The organism is Photobacterium makurazakiensis (assembly GCF_050336715.1).
Classification (GTDB): Bacteria; Pseudomonadota; Gammaproteobacteria; order Enterobacterales; family Vibrionaceae; genus Photobacterium; species Photobacterium makurazakiensis.
In genome coordinates, this window is record NZ_JAKJSJ010000068.1 from 1 (window position 1) to 22,724 (window position 22,724).

Consider the following 22,724-nt stretch of genomic DNA (forward strand, 5'->3'; position numbering starts at 1 on the left):
GTCTTATAATGAATAATATCTATTATAGTTCTTTCTTCATGATGAAACGGCATATTTAATATTATTAGAAAAATGAGATCTTATTCTAAAAAATGAACCTACCTGTTTAGTCATTTTAGCTCTTTATCGGGTTTTTACTAACTATATTCTATTTAAAACAAATATTTATATTGATGTGTTTCTTACTTGTTACACTTTTTATGCGTGTCTGAAGCACAACTTTTTCAACTACACTATTTGTGTCTTTGATTTTTTACATGCGTGACTGTAATTTTGGAGTATGGAAATGGATAACTCAGATTTTGATGGAATTAAGCGTGACATTTCTTTAACGGTTCATGATATTTTTGAAAACTTTGAAGAAGATAACAACTGCCTACCTACCATAGAGGAGTTTAGAGTCTTATTTAATGGTCATGCAGAACAATACATAGGCCCCATGGATCAATTAAAAATTGAAGGTACCAATCATCACCATGAAAAGCGTATCGAACGGGAACAAAAATTATGGCGCGCTGTGAATGAATTGGAAGCTGAACAACGCTTTTTGCGAAATGATTACTAGTTAAATGGTAATTGCTGATATGACTTAACGTGTTATGAAATGGTTTAACCCGAGTCACCCCAGTTCTCCTTGAGCCAATTTGTTACACCATGTTGGGTTTAATTTTCAGAAGTGAGAATTAAACCCTTTTTTATGTTGGGTTAACAATGCTAGTGACACGTTTGACTGTGGGACTTTATTTAGCTGATGACAAATATCCCAACCCGCTTGGGCGATAGTATTGAGATCAACACCTGTATGAATGCCAAGCTCATGACAAAGATAAAGCACATCTTCAGTGGCGACATTACCACTTGCTCCTTCTGCATAAGGGCATCCACCTAATCCAGCTGTGCTACTGTCGATTGTTGTAATCCCCATAGCGACGGCTTGGTAAATATTAGCCAGAGCTTGCCCCCAAGTGTTATGAAAATGCACCGCCAGTCTATGTGTATCAACTTGCTTATAGGTTGCTTCTAATACTTTTGCCACCCTGATTGGAGTACCAGTGCCAATCGTGTCGCCTAGCGATACTTCATAGCAGCCTAAATCAATGAGTGACTTAGCAACAGCTGCGACTTGATTGGGTGACGTTTTACCGTCGTAGGGGCAATCGCAGATACAGGATAAATACCCTCGAACAGGGATCTGATGAAGCTTTGCCAATGCAATTACAGACTCAAAGCGTTTGAGGCTATCTGAAATTGAGCAGTTGATGTTTCTTTGGCTAAAGGTTTCTGAAGCGGAACCAAAAATGGCAATTTCATTAGCATTGGCTTGTAGTGCCATTTCAAAGCCTTGTATATTAGGGGTTAATGCCGAGTAGTTCACACCAGTGTGTCTTTCTATTTGCTGTAATACGTTGGCAGAATCGGCCATTTGAGGGACGCGTTTAGCTGAAACAAATGAGCCTGCTTCTACATGGGTTAAGCCTGATTTCGAGAGAGCATTTATGAATGCGATTTTATGTTCTGTATTTATCAACGGCTCATTCTGAAGGCCATCTCTTGCGCCGACTTCAAAAATGGTCACCTCTTTAGGAAGGTTTGCTAGGGTTAGTAGGCCGTTATTCATCTTTCGTCACCCATGCTGGCTGACGTTTTTCTATAAATGCTGTGAGTCCTTCTTGTCCTTCTGGTGATGTTCTTACCCTGGCTATTAGTTCAGAGGTAAAGGTATACATTTTTTCAGGGATTGGGTCGCAATCAAGACATAATTGCTTTGCAATAGATACAGCAAGAGGGGCATTAAGCAGCATATGCGTGATGAGCTTTTGGCTTTGCACTTTCAGGGCAAGTGCATCAGCTACAACACTGTGAACGATACCTAGCTGGAGCGATGTTGTTGCATCAAATGTCTCGGCGGTAAGCATATAGCGTCTTGCTTGCCGTTGACCAATTGCCCGAATAACATATGGAGCTATGGTTGCAGGGACAAGACCTATTTTGACTTCACTAAAACAGAAAATGCTATCTTGTTGAGCCATCACGATATCGCAGCAACAGATTAAGCCTAAAGCACCGCCAAAAGTACTTCCTTGAACCAGTGCGAGAGTTGGGTGAGGAAAAGTATCCAAATCTCGTAATAAGGCAGTAAGTTGTTCTGCATCAGCAATGTTTTCAGTTTTTGATTGGTTTGCCATCGACCGCATCCATTCAAGATCAGCCCCTGCGCTAAAAAACTTGCCATTAGCTTTTAGTACTAACGCCTTTATATCTCGCTGTTTATTCAGGGCTTCAAGGAACTGCCGTAGGGTGGAAATACAGTCGGCATTAAATGCATTGTGTTTTTTGGTACGGTTCAACGTGATAGTCGCTAGACCATACTCATCAACATGGCAGAGGATGTCATCATCATTGTTTTTGTGAAGTTGTTTGTACGCTAACGTCGACATAACTGGCGCCCTCTGTTCTACATACGGAAAATACCAAATGTGCTGTTGGGTATCGGAGCTCGGCGTGATGCCGCTAAAGCTTGGCCGACAATCTCTCGGGTTTGCCGCGGATCAATGATGCCGTCATCCCATAGCCGAGCGCTGGCAAAATAGGGGGATCCTTGTTCTTCATATAAGTCGCGAATAGGTTGTTTAAGCGCTTCTTCCTGATCGGGTGTCCACGGTTCACCTTTCTGTTCTTTGTTATCCTTGGTGACTTGCGCTAAAACCCCCGCAGCTTGTTCTCCACCCATCACTGATATTCGGGCATTTGGCCACATCCAAATCATGGTGGGATCATAAGCTCGCCCGCACATACCGTAATTACCTGCACCGTATGAACCGCCAACAATCACAGTGAATTTAGGCACATCAGCGCAAGCCACAGCCATTACCATTTTAGCGCCATGCTTGGCGATACCTTCATGCTCCATTTTTTTGCCAACCATAAAACCGGTAATGTTTTGCAAAAACAGTAGAGGTATTTTTCGTTTGGCGCAGATCTCAATAAAATGTGCGCCTTTTTGTGCTGATTCTGAAAATAGAATGCCATTATTGGCCACAATGCCTATCGGCATGCCATAAAGTTTGGCAAAGCCACATACTAATGTAGAACCATAAAGCGCTTTAAATTCGTCAAACTCAGAACCATCAACAATACGCGCAATCACTTCCTTTATATTGATGGGGGTACGTAAATCTGCGCCAACAATGCCGAATAACTCATCAGCGGAATACCGCGGCGGGAGGGCATTTTTTTGGATGCTTGGAATCGCTTCTAGGCCACTGCTGCTAACGGCTTGCTTAGTGAGATCAAGCGCATGATCTTCATCATGAGCGTAATAGTCTGCAACCCCTGATATTTTGCAATGTACATAGGCTCCGCCTAGCTCTTCAGCTGTCACGATTTCACCTGTAGCTGCTTTCACGAGAGGTGGGCCAGCTAAGAATATCGTTCCTTGTTCTTTGACAATAATAGACTCGTCAGCCATAGCAGGTACGTAGGCACCACCTGCGGTACATGAGCCAAGTACAACCGCGATTTGTGGGATCCCTTTGGCAGACATACGTGCTTGATTGAAAAAAATTCGGCCAAAGTGGTCACGGTCAGGGAAAACATCGGCTTGATGGGGCAGGTTGGCACCACCTGAATCAACAAGGTACACACAAGGTAAATGGCAGCGTTCAGCAATTTCTTGAGCTCGAAGGTGTTTCTTCACGGTGAGTGGGTAATATGTACCGCCTTTTACTGAAGGGTCGTTGGCGACAATCATGCAATCAATGCCTTCAATACGCCCTATACCAGCAACAACACCGGCACAGGGAATATCATCGTCATATATTTTCCAAGCGGCGAACTGTCCGATTTCAAGAAAACGGCTGTCAGGATCTAATAACATGTCGATACGTGTTCGTACCGGGTATTTCCCTTTCTTTTTTTGCTTTTTGAGTGATTCAATACCGCCACCTTGCTTAAGACTTGCAACATGTGTCTGAAATTCATCGACTAGTGTCGCCATGTCTCGATAGTTATCGCGGTAAAATACATCATCACGATTGATCGCAGTTTGTATAATCGCCATGGAACATCCTTATTTTGACTCTTCAAATAATTCACGGCCAATTAGCATGCGGCGAATTTCTGATGTACCTGCGCCAATCTCGTAAAGTTTGGCATCACGGAGTAGCCGGCCTGCGGGAAATTCATTGATATAGCCATTACCGCCAAGCAATTGGATAGTGTCTAAGGCTAATTGTGTTGCAAGTTCCGCTGCGTATAGAATGGCACCCGCGGCATCTTTCCGAGTCGCCTCTCCACGATCGCAAGCTGCAGCGACAGTATAGATATAGGCACGGGCTGCATTGGTTCGGGTATACATATCGGCAACTTTGCCTTGTACTAACTGAAATTCTCCGATGGATTGGCCAAATTGTTTTCTGTCGTGAATGTAAGGTAATACAACATCAAGGCAGGCCCGCATGATACCCAGAGGCCCTGCTGCCAATACAATGCGTTCATAATCAAGACCGCTCATTAACACATTGACGCCGTGGTTAAGCTTACCCAGTACGTTTTCATGCGGAACAACACAATTCTCAAATACCAGTTCACAGGTATTTGACCCACGCATACCTAATTTATCGAGTTTTTGGGCATGACTAAAACCGGAGAAATCGCTTTCGATAATAAAAGCTGAAATACCATGTGAACCTTCAGCTGGTGATGTTTTGGCGTAGACCACAATGGTGTTGGCATCAGGCCCATTAGTGATCCACATTTTGCTACCGTTTAAGGTGTAATGATCACCATTATCTTCCGCTCGCAATTGCATGCTAACAACGTCAGAGCCTGCATTGGCTTCGCTCATCGCGAGTGCCCCAATGTGCTCGCCGGAAACGAGTTTCGGTAAATATTTAGCTTTCTGATCAGGCGTACCATGACGATAAATTTGATTCACGCAAAGGTTGGAGTGCGCTCCATAACTAAGACCAACAGAAGCTGACGCACGGCTTATTTCTTCCATCGCGATGACATGTGAGAGGTAGCCCATGCTGGCTCCCCCATATTGCTCACTGATCGTCACACCGAGTAATCCCATTTCACCCAGCAAAGGCCAGAGTTGGTTGGGAAATTGGTTATCTCGATCAATATGGGCGGCAAGTGGAGCAATGGTATCTTGAGCAAAATGATTTACTTGCTCGCGGAGCATGTCATTGGTCTCGCCTAATCCGAAGTTGAGTGCGGTGAACATATCATTCATACGAGCTCCAAAAAGCTGTTAGGTTGCTTTATTCTTACTCTGTAAATGCTGCTATTGATTAGCGTGGTTATTCAAGGCTTGTTGGCAGCGATTTTTTGCAAGCTTTAACTCATTCATCACGACATTAATATCTTCAAGTTGGCGCTGTAGTACTGCTTGTTTGGTATCGATAATCGTTAACATTTTGGCCAGCTGTATTACGCTCTGATCTGTATCATACAGTTCAAAAAGCTCACGTATTTCGGCTAATGAAAACCCGAGCCTTTTACCGCGTAAAATCAATTTTAACCTGACTTTATCTCGTCGTTGGTAAATGCGAGCATTGCCTTGGCGATCAGGTTGTAACAACCCAACATCTTCATAAAACCGAATGCTGCGGGTTGTAATGTCAAATTCTTTAGCAAGTTCACTAATCTTAAATGTCTCCACTTTGAACCGCCTCTTAGGTCAAACGACTGTGGTAGACCAATGACTTATCCAATTAAACGTATCGAGATAAACCACTCAGAACTCCTGTAACGGCAGTAATGTCACTGGATAACTAGGTTGACACTTTAGTGTGTTTTGTTCTTAACGTTTACGTAAATGTTAGTGCTATGCTTACGTAAACGTCAAGAAATCGAGTGCACAGTGCTACATGCTGCTCGGTAGATATGAGGACATGCTGATGAGTAAGGACGTGTGGGTTGTTGCGGCAAACAGAACGCCGATAGGCAGTTTTCAAGGACACTTTTCGTCATTAACCGCCCCTCAACTAGGCAGTGCAGCCATTGCGGGAACGCTTGAGAGAACAAATATCAAACCCGGTCGGCTTGACGAAGTATTTATGGGGAATGTGCTGTCGGCGGGATGCGGTCAAGCACCTGCAAGACAGGCAGCGTTAGGTGCTAGTTTGCCAGTTAGCGTTGGTTGTACGACCTTGAACAAGGTATGTGGTTCGGGTATGAAAGCCGTCATGCTTGGCTATGACTCGATACTTCTTAATCGTAATCGCGTCGTCATTGCGGGGGGGATGGAAAGCATGACCAATGCGCCTTACCTGCAAAAACAAGCAAGAGCAGGGCTGCGACTCGGCCATAACACCAGCTATGACCATATGTTTTTAGATGGCCTTGAAGACGCCTATGAAGGCAAACTCATGGGGGTGTATGCTCAAGCAACTGCCGAGAAAGAGCAGTTTACTCGGCAAAGTATGGATAAATGGGCTGTATTATCGGTGGAACGTGCATTACAGGCACAAGAATTAGGCTGGTTTAAAGATGAAATTGTGCCAGTTGATGTGGCGGTAAAGCCAAGCAAAAAAGGGAAAAGTGAATCACACCGCATTACTACTGACGAGCATCCACAAGAAATTAATATTACTAAAATATCTCAGCTGAGACCCGCTTTTTCACCTTCTGGGACCGTTACGGCAGCAAATTCAAGTTCGATTTCTGATGGTGCCGCAGCACTGATGCTTATGGATGCAGAATCTGCTCGTCAAGAGGGGTTATCACCACTGGCAGTCATTAAAGGCCATGCCAGTCATGCGCGTAAGCCTGCTGAATTTACGATAGCGCCAGCTTTCGCCATACAGCAGCTTCTTGACGATTTAAATTGGACGGTAAATGACATTGATAGTTGGGAAATCAATGAAGCTTTTGCTGTTGTCACTCAAATTGCCATCAAGCATTTGGAATTAGCACCAGAGAAGGTGAACCCTGATGGTGGGGCATGTGCGCTAGGGCATCCCATTGGGGCGACAGGGGCTCGAATATTAGTCACTTTGATCCATCGATTAAACCGTTTACAGCAAGCGACATCTAAACCCGCGAGAGGCATCGCTGCTTTATGCATTGGTGGCGGTGAAGCAACTGCAATGGCGTTGGAAGTACCTGTATCGACCAAGTAACCTGAATAATTGACTTTCTGGGGACGATAATGAGCAATTCAACAGCACCAAAAAAAGTTCCGTTATATATCAATGGTGAATTCAAGCAGTCAGCGTCGACTTCTTGGGTAGATGTTACCGATCCTGCTAGCAATGCTGCAATAGCACAAGTTCCACTGACCACAGACATTGAAATGCTTGAAGCGATTGAGAGTGCAAAGGCGATGTTTCAGTGCTGGAAAGATGTTCCCACACCAGAGCGCGCACGATTAATGTTGAATTATCAGCATGAATTAAAAGCCCATCACGATGAATTAGCAACATTGCTATCGAGTGAAACAGGCAAGAACTTTGCTGATGCAAAAGGTGATGTTTGGCGTGGAATTGAAGTGGTTGAACAAGCCGCCAATATAGCCAGTTTGATGATGGGTGAAACCGTTGAAAATGTTGCTACAGACATTGATTCCTACTCATTAATTCAGCCTCTAGGTGTTTGTTGTGGGATCACTCCATTTAACTTCCCTGCGATGATCCCACTGTGGATGTTTCCGATGGCAATAGCAGCAGGTAATACCTTTGTTTTAAAACCATCAGAACAAGTCCCATTAACGGCAATGCGTTTAGCTGAGTTATTTGAGTTAGCAGGCGCACCCAAAGGTGTATTACAAATTGTGCATGGTGGAAAAGAGCAGGTAGATTACCTGCTTGCTCATCCAGACATTCGTACGGTGTCGTTTGTAGGTTCGGTACCTGTTGCTCAGTATATATATCGAACGGGTACTCAGCATTTTAAGCGAGTACAAGCATTTGCTGGGGCTAAAAATCACATGGTTGTAATGCCTGACGCCAATCACGAGCAAGTCGTGAATAACTTGGTTGGCTCATCTGTGGGTGCTGCGGGTCAACGGTGTATGGCGATTTCTGTTGCGGTGTTAGTGGGAGAGGCTAAATCCGTTATTCCAACGCTGAAAGCAGCGATGGAAAAAGTAAGGCCCGGCGCTTCGGATGATGAAGGTGCTGCTTTTGGGCCTTTGATCAGCCAGCAAGCGAAACAGCGAGTCATTTCACTCATCGAAGAAGGCAAGCAGCAAGGTGCAGTTTGTGAGCTTGATGGTAGTCAGTGTGAAGTTGATGGTTATGCAGATGGCAATTGGGTTGGGCCGACATTGTTTTCAAGCGCCTCGACGGAGATGTCGATTTATAAACAAGAGATATTTGGTCCGGTTCTGGTGTGTATAGAGGTTGAAACCCTGGGTGAGGCGATAGCACTGGTTAATCAGAACCCTTATGGCAACGGGACGTCGATATTTACAGCGTGCGGGGCTGCAGCAAGAAAGTATCAGCATCAAATTCAAGTTGGCCAAGTCGGTATTAATGTCCCCATTCCCGTACCGTTACCTTTCTTTTCTTTTACAGGGTGGCGAGGCAGTTTTTATGGCGATCTTCATGCTTACGGTAAACAAGCTGTACGTTTTTATACTGAAACAAAAACAATTACGGCACGTTGGTTTGATGAAGATATTCCAGAAGGTCCGAATATGACCATTCATCTAAGATAAATCAGCATGAGCCATTGATGACTCGAGGAATTGATTATGGATTTTGCGCTAAATGATGATCAACGTGCGTTCGCCAGTGCTGCAAGCCAATTTGCTCAAGAACAGTTAGCCCCCAATGCTGCACACTGGGATGAAACACAAACCTTCCCAAAAGATGTACTCCAACAAGCTGGTGAAATGGGTTTTTTAAGCCTTTACGTGCCAGAGTCTGAAGGAGGTTTGGGACTACCGCGCTTAGATGCATCAATTGTCTTTGAACATTTAGCAATGGGCTGTACATCAACCACTGCTTTTATGACTATTCATAACATGGTGAGCTGGATGATTGCTAGCTTTGGCCAAGAGGTTGTGAAGCAACAATACTGCCCCAAGTTGATGACTGGTGAGCTGCTGGCATCCTACTGTTTAACGGAAGCGAATGCAGGATCAGACGCTGCTTCTTTGACGACGTCAGCAGTAAAACAAGGTGAAAGCTATATTATTAATGGTGCCAAAGCGTTTATCTCAGGAGCTGGCGAAACCGATGTTTTAGTGGTGATGGCTCGACTAAAGCATGATGAAAGCCGTCCAAATTCGGAGGGAATAACTGCTTTTGTGGTGCCAGCCAATGCAGATGGTGTGAGTTATGGTAGGAAAGAGCCCAAAATGGGCTGGAATAGCCAGCCCACTCGCGCGGTTACTTTTGATCAGGTTGTTATTCCAGAGGTTAATCTCTTAGGCAAAGAAGGCGAAGGTTTTAAATATGCGATGAAAGGGCTAGATGGTGGCCGAATTAATATTGCGAGTTGTTCATTAGGTACGGCACAGCAGGCGCTGAATAACGCTAAGCAGTATGTTGCGGAACGTAAGCAGTTTGGTAAACCGTTATCCCAATTTCAGACGGTCCAATTTTCACTCGCAGATATGACAACGGAATTGGTCGCGGCAAGGCAATTAGTACGCTATGCCGCTTATAAATTGGATCAGTCAGACCCTGAAGCTTCTGTATATTGCGCAATGGCCAAACGCTTTGCAACCGATGTAGGCTTTAAAGTTTGTGACCAGGCACTGCAGCTATATGGTGGCTACGGTTATATCAAAGAGTACCCGATGGAGCGCTTTTTTAGAGATGTCCGCGTACATCAGATCCTTGAAGGCACCAATGAAATTATGAGATTGATTATTGCTCGACGTGTTCTGAGCGACGGTGTTGAGCTATTGTAACTACGTCATCGTGCCTATGCTTGTCGTAACTATCGCAACCGAAATAACGGCTGCTCGAATGAGTTAGGAGAACCTCTATGTCCAGAGAAAGTGCTATGTCGAAAGAAGGCGCCGCGGTACAGGTTACGATTAATAACCATGTGGCAGTTTTGACCATGAATAATCCGCCAGCGAATACATGGACAAAAGATAGCCTTAACCAGCTTAAAGAAGCAATTACTGCGTTGAACATCAATAAAAATGTTTATGCCTTGGTGATCACAGGCCAAGGTGAAAAGTTCTTTTCTGCTGGCGCTGATCTAAATGTGTTCGCCAGTGGCGATAAAGGCATTGCAATTGAAATGGCACAGGCGTTTGGAGCGGCATTTGAAACGCTTTCAGCATTTCGTGGTGTGTCTATCGCTGCGATTAATGGCTACGCAATGGGGGGCGGCCTTGAAGTTGCCTTGGCTTGTGATATTCGAGTTGCGGAAGCACATGCCGTATTGGCTCTACCTGAAGCAAAAGTTGGTTTGTTACCTTGTGCTGGTGGTACGCAAAACCTGACATGGCTGGTCGGCGAGGGGTGGGCAAAACGCATTATATTATGCGGCGAGAGAGTGACAGCGTCACAAGGTTTAGATATTGGATTAGTTGAAGAGGTCGTTGGCTCAGGCTTGGGGCTAGAAGCGGCGACCAAATTAGCAGAATCGGTAGCACATCAATCACCTTCGTCTGTTACGGCTTGTAAAGAGCTCATTCAAAATTGCCGTTCCGCACCACTTCATCATGGCTTAATGAAAGAACGGGAATTGTTTATTCGATTGTTTGACACCAAAGATCAAAAAGAAGGCGTGAATGCTTTCTTAGAAAAACGCCCGCCTAAATGGATGAATGAATAATCTATTCAAATTAAGGAGCTGTGATGGACGCAAAAGTGAATATCAGTGAAATGGCTTGCCAAGATGGTCATCAAATTGGAGTCGCTGAACTTGATAACCCTGCATCACTCAATGCCCTTACCATGGGCATGTTAAGTCAACTATACGAAGCCTTATTGCACTGGCAGCATAATGATACTGTGAATTGTGTGTTTATACATGGAAAGGGGGAGAAAGCATTCTGTGCCGGCGGCGATGTACGAGCTATGTTTCAAGTGATGGATGAAGCAATAGACCCGGGTTCATCAAATAATAGTAAACATCAATCAGCTTCTTTTCTTACTGACTATTTTACGCTTGAGTATAAAACGGATTATTTGATCCATACGTACTCTAAGCCAATTATTGTTTGGGGGCAGGGAATTGTGATGGGAGGTGGTATTGGGCTTTATATCGGCGCAAGTCATCGAATTACAACCCCATCTTCACGTTTAGCTATGCCTGAAATAACGATTGGCTTGTATCCAGATGTTGGTGGTACATGGTTTCTCAACCACTTACCTCAAGGTGTTGGTTTGTTTTTGGGTTTAACAGGCGCGCCAGTTAATTCGACCGATGCTCTTGCCTTATCCATGGCTGAGCATATTTTACTACCTGAAGATAAGGCATCACTATTTAGCGCGCTGCAGCAGATTAATTGGGACGATGAAGACCCCGCCAAAAGTGTGACCACCGCATTAGATTCTCTGGGTAAGAAAGCAATGTCTAGTCACCCTGAAAGTCAACTTCTGCCTCATCTTTCAAGTATTCAAGCTGCTTGTCAGTATGGCTCGCTGGTAGAGATAGAGCAGCAAATCCATAATATTGAAGGTGACGATAAATGGCTGAAGCGCGCGCAATTAACGCTTGCTGAAGGAAGCCCTATTTCTGCCTATATCTGCTATCGCCAGCTGACTGAATTTCATTATGAATCATTAGCAGATTGCTTCCGGCTTGAGTTAACGCTGTCTGTTCGATGTGGGGAATTAGGTGAGTTTCATGAGGGTGTAAGAGCACGTCTAATTGATAAATGTGGACAACCTAACTGGCGCTTTTCCTCTATTCAAGCTGTTGATGAGTCGGTAATTGATCAGCTATTTACTCCATTATGGGCTGATTACGAACACCCGTTGCAAACGCTCTAATCGCGAGGTGACAAAAGTATGAAAATTGCATTTGTTGGACTAGGAAATATGGGGAACCCAATGGCGAGAAATTTGCTAAAAGCGGGTTGTGATGTGTCGGTATTTGATTTGAACCCAGCAGCGGCAAAAGAGCTGGAAGCTGACGGTGCTGTTGTTGCGTCAACGCTTGAGGCTGCAGTAAAAGATGTTGATACAGTGATTACCATGTTACCAGCAGGAGATCATGTACGTGCGGTCTATTTAGGTGACCATCATGGTGGCGTTGGTTTATTAAAAATGGTTGGAAAGAATACCTTTTTAATTGATTCATCAACGATAGATCCAGACTCGGCAAGGTTAGTCGCTTCAGAGGCACAAAAGCAAGGGCTAGAGTTTGTTGATGCACCTGTATCCGGTGGCGTAGCAGGCGCGAAAGCGGGCACGCTTACTTTTATTGTTGGAGGATCGGCTCAAGGGTTTCAGCAATCAAAAAACGTGCTGCAGTATGTAGGTAAAAATATCTTCCATGCCGGTAAAGCGGGCGATGGTCAGATGGCGAAAATATGTAATAACCTGATGCTTGGTATTCTAATGTCAGGCACTTGTGAAGCATTAAATCTAGGGATAGATAACGGTCTGGATCCACAGGTTCTATCAGATATTATGCTGCAAAGCTCGGGGCGTAATTGGGCCCTTGAATTATATAATCCATGCCCTGGTATTATGGAAAAAGCCCCGGCTTCAAATCAGTACCAGCCGGGCTTCATGTCTAAATTGATGCTCAAAGATTTAGGGTTGGGGATCGAAGCTGCTACGCAGAGTCAATCTGCGATTCCTATGGGTACATTAGCCAGAAACCTATACGCTTTTCATAACGCTAATGGTAATGAACTATTAGATTTTTCAAGTCTGTTTGAGTTTTATCGTAAACCTAAGAAATAACATTAAGCAAAGCGAACCATTTTCTTTGATGGACTATTTTCTTTGATGTATTACGGGGGACATATGGATTTAAAACAATGCACAATCGCTATTACAGGCGCAGGTCAAGGCTTAGGGCAAATGATGGCGATAACTCTGGCACAGGCTGGCGCAGATCTAGCCCTTATTGATCTTAATGAAGAAGGGTTAAAGCAAACACAGCGTCAATGCCAAATGTTGAGCGCAAAAGCATTTACATACACCGTAGATGTGACTAATGAATCGCAGGTTGAAACCGTTTTTAGCAGCATCATAGACGACTTTGGTCAACTGAATGGCTTGGTAAATAATGCCGGTATTTTAAACGATGGTATGTTGATAAAAGTAAAAGATGGTCAGCTAACCAAAATGCCGTTAGAGCAGTTTAATGTTGTCATGAATGTTAATACAACAGGTACTTTCTTATGCGGACGTGAAGCTGCCGCTGCCATGGTTAACTCGGATAGCCGTGGTGTGATAATCAATATTTCCAGTGTTGCGCGGGCTGGCAATATTGGGCAAACAAATTACGCGGCTTCAAAGGCTGCGGTGGCAACAATGGCCGTTTGCTGGGCGAAAGAACTCGCTAAATATGGTATTCGTGCTGCTGCAATCGCACCAGGTGTTGTTGAAACAGCGATGGCAGATCAACTAAAGCCTGAGGCAGTCGAGCGATTGAAAAAAATGATCCCAGTCGGCCGAATCGGTGAGGCTAAGGAGATTGCCCATGCCGTGAAGTATATTTTTGAAAACGACTACTTTACAGGCCGAATACTGGAAGTTGATGGTGGGATGCGGATGTAACTGAGCTTAGTTGCCGTATACCATGACAAAAAGTGCCATACCGCCACCAACAACAAACATTACCATAGCCATAATAGCGGCAACTTTATTAAGAACTGAAAATAGTTTGTCCATGTTTATATCCTTTAGCTTAGGTACGATGCTGAAAGCAAGAATGCGGCGCAAAGATGCCACATTCTCGAGTAAATTGCGACTGTGTTTGGTTGCAAAGTGTGTCTTGCATGAAAAATTAGAGAAGGCCCATAGCTTGCAGCTTTAAAAATGAAGCCAGTGTTTTTGCATCTTTGATGTCATTGCTGGCGACTTTAGCAAGGAACTCTGCAGTGGATAGGGTTACTACCTCAATGATTTCGTCGTCATCGAGTTCACCTTGGCAAGGTGATAGTCCCTTTGCCAAAAACAGGTATTGAACCTCGTCGCAAAAACCGGGGACAGGGAAAAGTTCGCCCAATGTTTTCCATTCATTGGCTCTGAGTTGTACTTCTTCCGCTAACTCGCGCTTGGCGCAGTCGAGGATATTTTCACTGTCTTCCAGTGTGCCTGCTGGAAATTCGAGAATCCAATCTTTAATCGCGGGGCGGAACTGATTCACCATAACCAAATCACCTTGTTCAGTGACAGGTACAATGATGACAGCCCCTGGATGTTTTACAGTCGTAAACTCGACATGTCGACCATCAGGTAGTGTTTGGCTGGATTGCTCTACAGAAAAGCATTTCCACTGGCACAGGGTTTTGGTTGTCATTGCTATTACTTTAGGTACTGCGTGATGTGGTTGACTGTACTACCAATTAGACGAATAGGAAAGTAGAGCCAATCAGTTGTTATGGGCGATTACTCACACAGGGAAATGAAGTAGGAGACCTGTTAGTCATAAAATCATTAAGGGAGAAATGTTGTGAAGACTAACGTAATACAAGTATCTTTTATTTTATTAGTGGGGTGTACCACTAATACTAACAATCAACCTATCGTTGAGCATCGATCTATATCTGATCACGAATCTATTTCGAAACAACACGCTATCGCTGAACAAAAATGTATCGGTGATACATATATTTCCGGTGCTTTGGCTAATGACTTTAAACCGATTGATGACGATAACTTGTTACACAAGGCACTGGGCGCGCCTGATGAAGGTGGGCTTTGCTCTGGACAAGTGTATATCAGCCAAGAGCATACAAAAATTGTCATAAGCCGTGCATGGAATAGTACTAATCCCGCGAGTAAACTGGGGCAGTGGTGGGCATTTAGTACGCCTAAAGGCAGTATTGCAAAATACCGTGAAGATTACGAAATATGCTACCAATGGTCGCCTTTAGATAAAATGATTAGCTGTAAACTTAAACCGGGAACTAAAGTCGTCGTGGGGGCAGGGCAAAGTGCAAAATGTTCCGAGTATTTAAACTATCCTGTATCAGCACAGCAGCAAATATATATAGAAAATGCGAAAAGTGCGGTCTTAGAGTGTGTTGAGTTTGATGGACAATTTAGTTGGCAGCCATCAAAGTAATCTGCGGCCGAAATGCCGCAGGTTGAGAGAATCGTTACACACGAGGTAGAGTGAATGCTTAAGTATCTACGCATAAGTATCTACGCTTAAGTCTCTATGCATAAATATCTATGCAGGAGTATCCTTTACAATGAATTCTTTCAGTTTAACTAGCTGGTAAAGGGTTTGGTTTACAGGGGTGGCAACACCGAGTTGTTCACCGCTTGCGACAATCGCTCCGTTTATTGCTTCGATCTCGGTTTCCCGCCCATGTTCGATATCTTGCATCATTGAGGGCTTATGGTTCGGGTGTGATTGCATAGCCATTTCAACAGTCTTCCATATATATGCTTCATCAAGAACTATTCCCGTCGCTTGGCCGACTAGGCAGGTTTCATGCACTATATTGCGGGCTAACTCAACCGAATAATCTATCGAGCCAATTTGACCTGGTGTTGCACCTGCTACGGCAGAAATAGCATTTAGCGCAGCATTAAAAGCGACTTTAGACCAAACCACCGAGTGAATATCTAAGTCTCGTTCTGTGTTGAGGCCTGCTTTGTTAAGCAAAGTGACAAGTGCATCAACCCAGTCAGGGCTCTGGGTATTTACATCCATTAGGCGTGAACTTGAAGGGCCGTGTGAAACAACATGACCTGGAGCCTGTAGGTCTGCAGGTACTAGAGTTGTGCCAATGGCAATACGTGATTTGTCATGGTATTTCGCGATCTTTTCTGCGTTACCAAGACCATTCTGTAACGATAAAATCACTGTATTAGGGGTAAGTAGGTGGTGAATGGATGCCATCGCGGCTTCAGTGTGAAGTGTTTTGGTAAACAGCACCACGAGATCTGCAGGCTTCTGTACGTTTTTTGCAAGTGCTGCGGTGGCGAGCACTGTACATTGGCCGGCATCGGTTTCAAGGATTAAACCTTGATGATTGATGGCTTCAATCGTGTATTGATCTACATCGATAAATGTTAACTGATGCCCAGCTTGAAGGAGTATCCCCCCAAAATAGCAGCCCATCGCTCCAGCTCCGACAACTATAATATGAGGATCTTTGCATCCTTCCACTGTGTCGCTATTATTGTCATTCCATAACTCAAACATGATTGTGTTCCGTTTTTTGGGGTATTACTTCGATAAGCAGTAATACGTCAAGCTCGATAAATGAGCTGACGTATATGAGCGAACATTAACCTTTCAGGGGTAGGTTAAATTGGATAGTGCCTTGGCCCTAGCTGAATCGTCATCCAGCGGTTTTCAGTAAACTCCTCAATTCCCGCTTTTCCGCCAAACCGACCATAGCCGCTGGCCTTAACGCCACCAAATGGCATTTGAGGTTCGTCGTGTACTGTGGGGGCATTGATATGGCAGATGCCAGACTCAATTTTATTGGCTACAGCAATTGCACGGGGGATATCCCGGCTGAATACCGCAGCTGAAAGGCCATATTCGCTGTCGTTGGCGATCTGGATGGCTTGGACTTCGTTTTTGACTCGGATCATAGCTACCACAGGGCCGAAGGATTCTTCGTTATATAGGCGCATATCAGAAGTTACGTTATCGATTAATGTTGCCTGCATGATCACCCCTTCAGCATAACCACCGGATAACAGGTTTGCCCCCTTGCTTGTAGCATCATCAATGAGGGTATTTAGTTTACTACCCGCTTGTTGAGAAATGAGTGTGCCGAGAGCATTGTTGTTGTCGAGAGGGTCGCCTGCTTTCAGGCTTTTTGCTTTTTCAGCTAATTTTTGGGCAAATTCATCAGCAATCGAATCGACGACAATTAATCGCTCGGTAGACATACAAATTTGACCTTGGTTGAAAAATGCCCCAAATGCGGCTGCATCAACGGCTGCGTCTAAGTCAGCGTCATCAAGTACGATTAAAGGAGCTTTACCACCTAGCTCAAGCAGCGCTGGTTTCAAGTGGATAGCTGCTTTTTCAGCAATAATACGACCAATATTGGTCGATCCTGTGAAATTAATACGGCGTACACTTTTGTGCTCGATTAATGTTTCTACCACACTCGCTGCCTGTTCTGGTGCGTTGGTGATTACATTAACGATACCATCGCCTAAACCAGCTTTGACGAGTACTTCGCCAATCAATTGGTGGGTTGCAGGACACTGCTCTGATGCTTTTAAAACAACGGTGTTACCGCAGGCGATTGGAGTGGCTATAGCACGAGTGCCAAGAATGATCGGAGCATTCCATGGCGCGATACCGAGTACGACGCCACAGGGTACACGTATACCCATAGCCATATTCTGTGGAACATTCGAGGGAATGATTTCACCGCCTATCTGGCTTGTAAGAGAGGCTGCCTCACGTAAAATTCCAGCAGCCACCATAACGTTAAACCCAGCCCAGGTTGGCGTTGCACCTGTTTCGGCAACCATAACGTGAATAAATTCGTCCTTATAAGACTCCATTATATCAGCGGCTTTGAGAAGTTTAATACGTCGCTCGCCAACAGTAGATTGTGACCAAGTTTTGAAGGCTTCTTCTGCAGAATCAGCCGCTTCTTTGGCATCGATAGCCGATGCTGCCGCGGCCTCGGTGACAGGTTCATTGTTGAAAGGGTTACAACGGATATAAGTGGCATTTTGAGTCGCTGGACGATTCTCACCATCGATAATTAGCTCTATTTTTTTCATGATTATTCCTATTGTTGTTTACGATGCACACTGTTCACGAAGCCCAAAAGCGGTCTGGTAGACTTCACGCGCCGTTGTTTTCCCATTTTTTTCTATTCGCTCTAAATAACGCTCTGTACCTTCCTTAAGTGGAGAGCCCCAATCAGGATTATTCAAAGGATCGTTAACCACGTGGATCGTATCGCCTTGTGCCTTTGCTTCTTGTAGCCCTTCTTGATCTAAGCGGTTGAAAACTTGAGCAGCTTTCATAGCCCATTCCATACCACTGTGTTCATCTATCACAGTCTTCATTTCAGGCGTAAGACGGTCATAAGTACGTTTGTTCATCGTTGCCACAAAGATGCCGCTGGCATAGGGGATCTGAAGGTGATAATTCGACAGATCATTGATACGGAAAACCTTCATTGCTTCAAATGGAAAACTGAGCCCATCCACAACACCTCGCTCCATCGCTTCATAGATCCCTGGCGCTGGAATGCCAACCGGGGAGGCGCCCATTTGAGCCAGTAGCGCGCCAGTCACTTCATTTGGACGGCGCATTCTTAGGCCTATAAGATCATTAGGTGTTTTGATTTCTTTTTTACTGGTGTGGAGGTAAGCGGGACCAGTGGTAAACATGAACAGTACATGTGTATCATTGTATTCTTGATCAATTTTCCCCGTGTCGTAGAGTGTTTGAAGAATGCAYGCACCTTGTAATGCAGATTCTGTTATCCCTGGAAGTTGAGTTATCTCGGAAAGTGGAAATCTCCCAGCAGAATAACCCTGTACGGTGGCTGTTATATCGGCGATGCCGTTTACCGTTCCATCATAAGATTGTGCTGCTTTTAAGAGTGTTTGCGATGGATATAGGTTTACTTTCAGTTCCCCACCTGAGGCTTTTTCAACGCTCTTGGCCCACGTATCAAATATTTCATTATGAACAGCAGATGTTGATGGCCAAAAATGTGCAAAACGAAGTGTTTGTCCTGCATAAGCATGACTAGTAGTCATTGCGAGTGATGCCGCCAGAAGAAAATTCGGAATGATTTTTTTCATCACTTTTTTCATCATTGTTTTCCTTGTTTGTTGGGTCATTCTTGAATAAAAGTACGCTGCTCAATCAAGGTTCAATTGTTGTCGTTGGTATTTCGAGCACAACAGGTTGCTTTGATTTCAGAGCCTCTTTAAGTTCACTTCTCAGTGACTCTCGACTTGTGACTTCAACAGCTTTTACGCCGTACCCTTTCGCTATTGCACAGAAATCCAACCCGGGTACATCTAGTCCAGGTGAGTCTTCAGCATCTAAAATACGGGAGAACCAGCGCAATGCTCCATAGGTGCCATTTTTTAGAATGATGAAGATAACGGGAATTTGATATTGGGCCGCAGTCCAAAGCGCAGTGATAGCATAATTGGCCGAGCCGTCACCGATGATTCCAATCACTTGTCTATCTGGCTGGGCAAGCTGCACGCCGACTGCTGCGGGTAGTCCAAATCCAAGTCCACCTGCTGCGGGGAAGTAGTAGCTACCTTGGTGGCGCATCTCAACTCGTTGCCAGAACGCTGTTACCGTTGAAGTGGATTCTTTGACATAAATGGCATCTTCTGGCGCCAATGCATTTAATTCATCAAATACAACCTCGGGCGCTAATGGACTTTCCTCTGAGTCTGTATCTGGATAGAGAGTGGGAACTGATAAAGGAACAGGCATTTCCCGGTCAACCCGTTTGGTCTCTTTCAGTAGACTCGTCATCATCTCACTGATGTTACCGACTAAAGCGTCGCCCATTGGGGCTCTTGCTGCTTCCTGAAGATCGCATGTAAGGTGGATTAATTTGGCACCGCTTGGTAGGTAGCGTCCCGGCGCATGTTGGTGGTAGCGAAACACGGGGGCACCAATGACCATGATAAGGTCATGTCCTTCTAGCATTGTTGATATTCCAGCAACAGCGGCAGGCAATACTCCACGGAAGCATGGGTGGCGAGTCGGGAATGGACATCGTGGTGCGGATGGGGCGATCCATACTGGTGCAGCAATTTTTTCTGCTAGCTCAACGGCTAAGGCGTTGGCTTGATATGCATCGACATCGGGTCCAAGAACAAGAACTGGATTCGTTGCTTTGTTCAACCTGTCTGCTAAGCCACTTAATTGAAGGCTTGAGGGCTGCCCAGCAGTGACAACGTCACGGTCTGTGAGTAAGAGCGCATCGTCGTCAATATCCTGCTGCCAATCATCATGTGGTATTGAAACATAAACAGGTCCACGCGCAGGTTGGTTCGCCATATGAATGGCCTGGCTTAATGCGCGCGGCACATCGCCTGACCAAGAAGGTTCATAACTCCATTTTACTAAGGGGCGTGGTAGCTGAGTCGCATCAACGTTAGCTAACATTGATTCAACACCGATCAATGATCGAGCTTGTTGACCTGCAGTGATAACCAACGGAGAGTGAGAGTACCATGCGTTAGTCAGAGCCCCCATAGCGTTGCCAGTCCCAGCTGCTGCGTGTAGGTTGATAAATGCTGGTTCGCCGCTAGAAAGTGCATACCCATCGGCTATCCCGAGAACCACACCTTCGTGCAGTCCCAAAATATACTCAAAGTCTTCAGGAAAATTCTTTAGAAACGGCAGTTCATTCGAACCAGGGTTACCGAAAACCTTGGTTATACCTTGTTTCCGGAGTAAAGAGTAAGTAGCTGACTGAACGGTTGGCATTTTGTGATCTTCTTGTTATGTAAATGTTGCAACTACAATATGAATTCTGTTCTAATTAATCAAATTGATAGTATTTCTAATTGAAATAGATGGTATTTATTTTTGTCTAATATTGATCTCAATCTCATCAGAACTTTTGTTACCTTGTATGAAGCGAGAAGTGTGACACTTGCCGCTGATAAACTGTATGTCACTCAACCTTCTGTTAGTTATGCATTGTCTAGGTTAAGAGAGTTATTCAACGACCGATTGTTTCTTAGGACAAAGGAGGGGATGGAGCCGACCGTATATGCCAAACAGCTTTACGGTGTGCTAAGTAATTCACTTCAGCAGATCGAGTCGACGGTCGAGAGTGCTAAGAAGTTTGATGTGTTAACGACAGATAAGCGTTTTACTGTGGCCATGACAGATTTGGGTGAAATGGCACTACTACCCAATATTTACAAGAAATTACAGGAAGAGGCGCCGAAGGTAGAGCTCGAAGTGTTACCGTTAGAAATAGATAAATTAAATGAATGGATGTCGACCGGAAAGGTAGATGCTGTTATATGTAGCCAGCCCATATTAGGCGATAATATTGAAAGGCGTGTCATATTAAAAGAACGTTATGTTTGCGTTATGAACAAACAGTTTGCGCCTGACTGTGATGAATTAACGATCGAGCAATTTATCAACCAGAAACACGCTTTAGTCTCTCGAAGCCTAGGTCATGGGCTGGCGGAAGATGTTATGGCCGGGATGGGACTACAGCGAAAGACCAGCTTGGTGTTATCTCATTTTTCCATTTTACCTTCGTTGCTAAAGCAAACGGACTTGATGGTAATACTGCCATTCAAAATTGCACATGCATTCAGTGAGATGACGCCACTGAAGATCTTTTCACTGCCGTTTAATGTTCCAGAAGTTGAGGTTGCACTTTTTTGGCAAAAACGGAATGTGCAACCTCCTTCTTTGGTCTGGTTCCGCGAAGTGATAACTCAGGCACTCGAAGAGCTTAGTGAAGACTGACGTGAACGCGTAAGAATACCATTAACCAATCGCAATCTGATCTCGGCCCCAATTTTTTGCGCGCTGTAGGGCGCTGTCAGCTTTTATATAGTCAAGGCTAAAGTTTTGAAATTCTACTTGTGTGAGACCGATACTAACGGTAATTGAGATACTATGACCGCTTTCTAATTCTAACTGCCAGTTGTTAATTTCACTTTTCAGTTTTTGAACAAAAAGTTCAGCTTGATCAATTTCAGTGTCAGGGAGTAGAAGGCAAAACTCTTGGCTACCTATTCTTGCAATGTGATCAGAATGCCGTGTTTTTTCTTGTAAGCACTTTGATAACATCATAAGGGCTTGATCACCAACCTCTAGGCTGTAGCGGTCATTAATTTCTTTTAAATTATCAATATCTATTAATACCAGTGTTAGGTCTCGAAGATAACGATTACTACGGTACGCTTCATGTAAGTAGATAGCTTCGATACCTTTACGGTTATGCAGTGCAGTAAGAAAGTCAGTCGTTGCCGTTTTCTTAACTCTCGATATCGCTTCATTTCGGTGCTGTGCTAATAAATAGGCCATGACCAGCACCATTGCGTATGCGCTAATATTCCTTAGTGCTTCGGTGATTTGGACCTCTTTTGATATCAAATCTGCGCTACTTGCCACAATATAATATATGCCAAACAACAAGCTGTACCACCACGCGTACTGGTGTTTCAAAGCGAAGAAGCAAAGTAAAGGAATGGTTAACGCTATGGTGTGCGAAATAAGTTGGGCCGAGTTTGTATATAGGTCATATACGCAAATTGCCGTGGTATAAAGGATAAATAGCCAAATTAGAGCGTAGGGATTTACATTACGTTTATTGGCATTAGACAGAAAAAATGAAAGAAATGCAGCGGTAACTGCTGTAATGAAGTTTGTCGATTCAATTGAAGATTCTGATACAAAATAGGTAAAGGCAATAATTAAGCTAATGAGTCCTGTTGCTGGAAATAACACTGTCAATTGATACTGAAGTGTTTCTTTGCTGAGCTCAATGTAAGCAGTATTGTCTGATTTAAGCTGTGAGCTTTTAATAACTATCGCCACGGTATAGGTACATCCTTGATAAAGCATAATCCAACCAATGAGCAACTGCATGCATTGGCTGGGCTAGCATAAGCTAGGATGAAACCTGTGTCTAATTTTTCTATGAAAAATATGTAATTGGT

General features: G+C 44.3%; 22 protein-coding genes. 10 read left to right on the forward strand and 12 right to left on the reverse strand.

Annotation, left to right across the window (positions count from 1 at the left end):
- Positions 1–286 precede the first annotated feature (286 nt).
- Complete coding sequence (locus L4D09_RS24095) at positions 287–565, forward strand: hypothetical protein (RefSeq protein WP_428460085.1); 279 nt, start codon at positions 287–289, stop codon at positions 563–565.
- Positions 566–670: 105 nt separating this feature from the next.
- Here the strand turns inward: L4D09_RS24095 and L4D09_RS24100 are convergent, their stop codons facing one another.
- Genes L4D09_RS24100 through L4D09_RS24120 form a run of 5 tightly spaced genes read right to left on the reverse strand, consistent with a single transcriptional unit; the run spans position 671 to position 5,668 of the window.
- Complete coding sequence (locus L4D09_RS24100) at positions 671–1,618, reverse strand: hydroxymethylglutaryl-CoA lyase (protein WP_428460086.1); 948 nt, start codon at positions 1,616–1,618, stop codon at positions 671–673.
- Positions 1,611–2,438, reverse strand: a complete 828-nt coding sequence (locus L4D09_RS24105) for an enoyl-CoA hydratase-related protein (protein ID WP_428460087.1) — start codon at positions 2,436–2,438, stop codon at positions 1,611–1,613. The genes L4D09_RS24100 and L4D09_RS24105 overlap by 8 nt, the downstream gene beginning before the upstream one ends.
- Positions 2,439–2,455: 17 nt before the next feature.
- Positions 2,456–4,060, reverse strand: coding sequence for a carboxyl transferase domain-containing protein (locus tag L4D09_RS24110; RefSeq protein WP_428460088.1), 1,605 nt, complete (start codon positions 4,058–4,060; stop codon positions 2,456–2,458).
- A 9-nt stretch (positions 4,061–4,069) separates the two neighbouring features.
- Positions 4,070–5,239, reverse strand: a complete 1,170-nt coding sequence (locus L4D09_RS24115; protein WP_428460089.1) for an isovaleryl-CoA dehydrogenase — start codon at positions 5,237–5,239, stop codon at positions 4,070–4,072.
- Positions 5,240–5,290: 51 nt separating this feature from the next.
- On the reverse strand, positions 5,291–5,668 hold the full coding sequence (locus L4D09_RS24120) for a MerR family transcriptional regulator (RefSeq protein WP_428460090.1): 378 nt from the start codon (positions 5,666–5,668) through the stop codon (positions 5,291–5,293).
- Between the two features lie 238 nt (positions 5,669–5,906).
- Between L4D09_RS24120 and L4D09_RS24125 the strand changes: the two genes are divergently transcribed.
- The 7 genes from L4D09_RS24125 to L4D09_RS24155 all read left to right on the forward strand — a co-directional run bounded on the left by L4D09_RS24125 (position 5,907) and on the right by L4D09_RS24155 (position 13,658).
- Positions 5,907–7,130 (forward strand): thiolase family protein, encoded by a 1,224-nt coding sequence (locus L4D09_RS24125; protein ID WP_428460091.1) that lies wholly within the window; start codon positions 5,907–5,909, stop codon positions 7,128–7,130.
- A 29-nt stretch (positions 7,131–7,159) separates the two neighbouring features.
- A complete protein-coding gene (locus tag L4D09_RS24130; protein ID WP_428460092.1) occupies positions 7,160–8,668 on the forward strand; it encodes a CoA-acylating methylmalonate-semialdehyde dehydrogenase in 1,509 nt (502 codons plus the stop codon).
- Positions 8,669–8,704: 36 nt separating this feature from the next.
- Positions 8,705–9,871 carry an acyl-CoA dehydrogenase family protein gene (locus L4D09_RS24135; RefSeq protein ID WP_428460093.1) on the forward strand — a complete coding sequence of 389 codons (1,167 nt, stop codon included), beginning with the start codon at positions 8,705–8,707 and terminating at the stop codon, positions 9,869–9,871.
- Between the two features lie 77 nt (positions 9,872–9,948).
- Positions 9,949–10,752, forward strand: a complete 804-nt coding sequence (locus L4D09_RS24140) for an enoyl-CoA hydratase (protein WP_428460094.1) — start codon at positions 9,949–9,951, stop codon at positions 10,750–10,752.
- Positions 10,753–10,775: 23 nt separating this feature from the next.
- Positions 10,776–11,915 carry an enoyl-CoA hydratase/isomerase family protein gene (locus L4D09_RS24145; protein WP_428460095.1) on the forward strand — a complete coding sequence of 380 codons (1,140 nt, stop codon included), beginning with the start codon at positions 10,776–10,778 and terminating at the stop codon, positions 11,913–11,915.
- An 18-nt stretch (positions 11,916–11,933) separates the two neighbouring features.
- Positions 11,934–12,836 carry a 3-hydroxyisobutyrate dehydrogenase gene (mmsB, locus tag L4D09_RS24150; RefSeq protein ID WP_428460096.1) on the forward strand — a complete coding sequence of 301 codons (903 nt, stop codon included), beginning with the start codon at positions 11,934–11,936 and terminating at the stop codon, positions 12,834–12,836.
- Between the two features lie 63 nt (positions 12,837–12,899).
- Positions 12,900–13,658 (forward strand): SDR family oxidoreductase, encoded by a 759-nt coding sequence (locus L4D09_RS24155; protein WP_428460097.1) that lies wholly within the window; start codon positions 12,900–12,902, stop codon positions 13,656–13,658.
- A 6-nt stretch (positions 13,659–13,664) separates the two neighbouring features.
- Here L4D09_RS24155 and L4D09_RS24160 read toward each other — a convergent pair whose 3' ends face one another.
- Together L4D09_RS24160 and L4D09_RS24165 are read right to left on the reverse strand one after the other, a co-directional pair.
- Positions 13,665–13,772 carry a 3-ketoacyl-ACP reductase gene (locus L4D09_RS24160; protein WP_428460098.1) on the reverse strand — a complete coding sequence of 36 codons (108 nt, stop codon included), beginning with the start codon at positions 13,770–13,772 and terminating at the stop codon, positions 13,665–13,667.
- 115 nt (positions 13,773–13,887) lie between these two features.
- On the reverse strand, positions 13,888–14,403 hold the full coding sequence (locus tag L4D09_RS24165) for an NUDIX hydrolase (RefSeq protein ID WP_428460099.1): 516 nt from the start codon (positions 14,401–14,403) through the stop codon (positions 13,888–13,890).
- Between the two features lie 153 nt (positions 14,404–14,556).
- Between L4D09_RS24165 and L4D09_RS24170 the strand changes: the two genes are divergently transcribed.
- A complete protein-coding gene (locus L4D09_RS24170) occupies positions 14,557–15,171 on the forward strand; it encodes a hypothetical protein (RefSeq protein WP_428460100.1) in 615 nt (204 codons plus the stop codon).
- Between the two features lie 108 nt (positions 15,172–15,279).
- Here the strand turns inward: L4D09_RS24170 and L4D09_RS24175 are convergent, their stop codons facing one another.
- The 4 genes from L4D09_RS24175 to mdlC form a co-directional block, all read right to left on the reverse strand.
- Positions 15,280–16,263, reverse strand: a complete 984-nt coding sequence (locus tag L4D09_RS24175) for a ketopantoate reductase family protein (protein ID WP_428460101.1) — start codon at positions 16,261–16,263, stop codon at positions 15,280–15,282.
- A 104-nt stretch (positions 16,264–16,367) separates the two neighbouring features.
- Positions 16,368–17,819, reverse strand: a complete 1,452-nt coding sequence (locus L4D09_RS24180; protein WP_428460102.1) for an aldehyde dehydrogenase — start codon at positions 17,817–17,819, stop codon at positions 16,368–16,370.
- Positions 17,820–17,837: 18 nt separating this feature from the next.
- A complete protein-coding gene (locus tag L4D09_RS24185) occupies positions 17,838–18,872 on the reverse strand; it encodes a TRAP transporter substrate-binding protein (RefSeq protein ID WP_428460103.1) in 1,035 nt (344 codons plus the stop codon).
- A gap of 49 nt (positions 18,873–18,921) precedes the next feature.
- Positions 18,922–20,517 carry a benzoylformate decarboxylase gene (gene mdlC / locus L4D09_RS24190; RefSeq protein WP_428460104.1) on the reverse strand — a complete coding sequence of 532 codons (1,596 nt, stop codon included), beginning with the start codon at positions 20,515–20,517 and terminating at the stop codon, positions 18,922–18,924.
- Between the two features lie 102 nt (positions 20,518–20,619).
- On the opposite strand from mdlC, the gene L4D09_RS24195 reads away from it, so the two are divergent.
- On the forward strand, positions 20,620–21,525 hold the full coding sequence (locus L4D09_RS24195) for a LysR family transcriptional regulator (RefSeq protein WP_428460105.1): 906 nt from the start codon (positions 20,620–20,622) through the stop codon (positions 21,523–21,525).
- 21 nt (positions 21,526–21,546) lie between these two features.
- Here the strand turns inward: L4D09_RS24195 and L4D09_RS24200 are convergent, their stop codons facing one another.
- Positions 21,547–22,629, reverse strand: a complete 1,083-nt coding sequence (locus L4D09_RS24200) for a GGDEF domain-containing protein (protein WP_428460106.1) — start codon at positions 22,627–22,629, stop codon at positions 21,547–21,549.
- Positions 22,630–22,724 lie beyond the last annotated feature (95 nt).

Bases quoted from the DNA above. Each gene is read 5' to 3' on its own strand.
- L4D09_RS24095 (WP_428460085.1), top strand. From the start codon at position 287: ATGGATAACTCAGATTTTGATGGAATTAAGCGTGACATTTCTTTAACG.
- L4D09_RS24145 (WP_428460095.1), top strand. From the start codon at position 10,776: ATGGACGCAAAAGTGAATATCAGTGAAATGGCTTGCCAAGATGGTCAT.
- L4D09_RS24200 (WP_428460106.1), bottom strand. From the start codon at position 22,629: ATGCTTTATCAAGGATGTACCTATACCGTGGCGATAGTTATTAAAAGC.
- L4D09_RS24105 (WP_428460087.1), bottom strand. From the start codon at position 2,438: ATGTCGACGTTAGCGTACAAACAACTTCACAAAAACAATGATGATGAC.
- L4D09_RS24130 (WP_428460092.1), top strand. From the start codon at position 7,160: ATGAGCAATTCAACAGCACCAAAAAAAGTTCCGTTATATATCAATGGT.
- L4D09_RS24140 (WP_428460094.1), top strand. From the start codon at position 9,949: ATGTCCAGAGAAAGTGCTATGTCGAAAGAAGGCGCCGCGGTACAGGTT.
- L4D09_RS24115 (WP_428460089.1), bottom strand. From the start codon at position 5,239: ATGAATGATATGTTCACCGCACTCAACTTCGGATTAGGCGAGACCAAT.
- L4D09_RS24125 (WP_428460091.1), top strand. From the start codon at position 5,907: ATGAGTAAGGACGTGTGGGTTGTTGCGGCAAACAGAACGCCGATAGGC.
- mdlC (WP_428460104.1), bottom strand. From the start codon at position 20,517: ATGCCAACCGTTCAGTCAGCTACTTACTCTTTACTCCGGAAACAAGGT.
- L4D09_RS24110 (WP_428460088.1), bottom strand. From the start codon at position 4,060: ATGGCGATTATACAAACTGCGATCAATCGTGATGATGTATTTTACCGC.
- L4D09_RS24160 (WP_428460098.1), bottom strand. From the start codon at position 13,772: ATGGACAAACTATTTTCAGTTCTTAATAAAGTTGCCGCTATTATGGCT.
- L4D09_RS24100 (WP_428460086.1), bottom strand. From the start codon at position 1,618: ATGAATAACGGCCTACTAACCCTAGCAAACCTTCCTAAAGAGGTGACC.
- L4D09_RS24135 (WP_428460093.1), top strand. From the start codon at position 8,705: ATGGATTTTGCGCTAAATGATGATCAACGTGCGTTCGCCAGTGCTGCA.
- L4D09_RS24180 (WP_428460102.1), bottom strand. From the start codon at position 17,819: ATGAAAAAAATAGAGCTAATTATCGATGGTGAGAATCGTCCAGCGACT.
- L4D09_RS24155 (WP_428460097.1), top strand. From the start codon at position 12,900: ATGGATTTAAAACAATGCACAATCGCTATTACAGGCGCAGGTCAAGGC.
- L4D09_RS24165 (WP_428460099.1), bottom strand. From the start codon at position 14,403: ATGACAACCAAAACCCTGTGCCAGTGGAAATGCTTTTCTGTAGAGCAA.
- L4D09_RS24175 (WP_428460101.1), bottom strand. From the start codon at position 16,263: ATGTTTGAGTTATGGAATGACAATAATAGCGACACAGTGGAAGGATGC.
- mmsB (WP_428460096.1), top strand. From the start codon at position 11,934: ATGAAAATTGCATTTGTTGGACTAGGAAATATGGGGAACCCAATGGCG.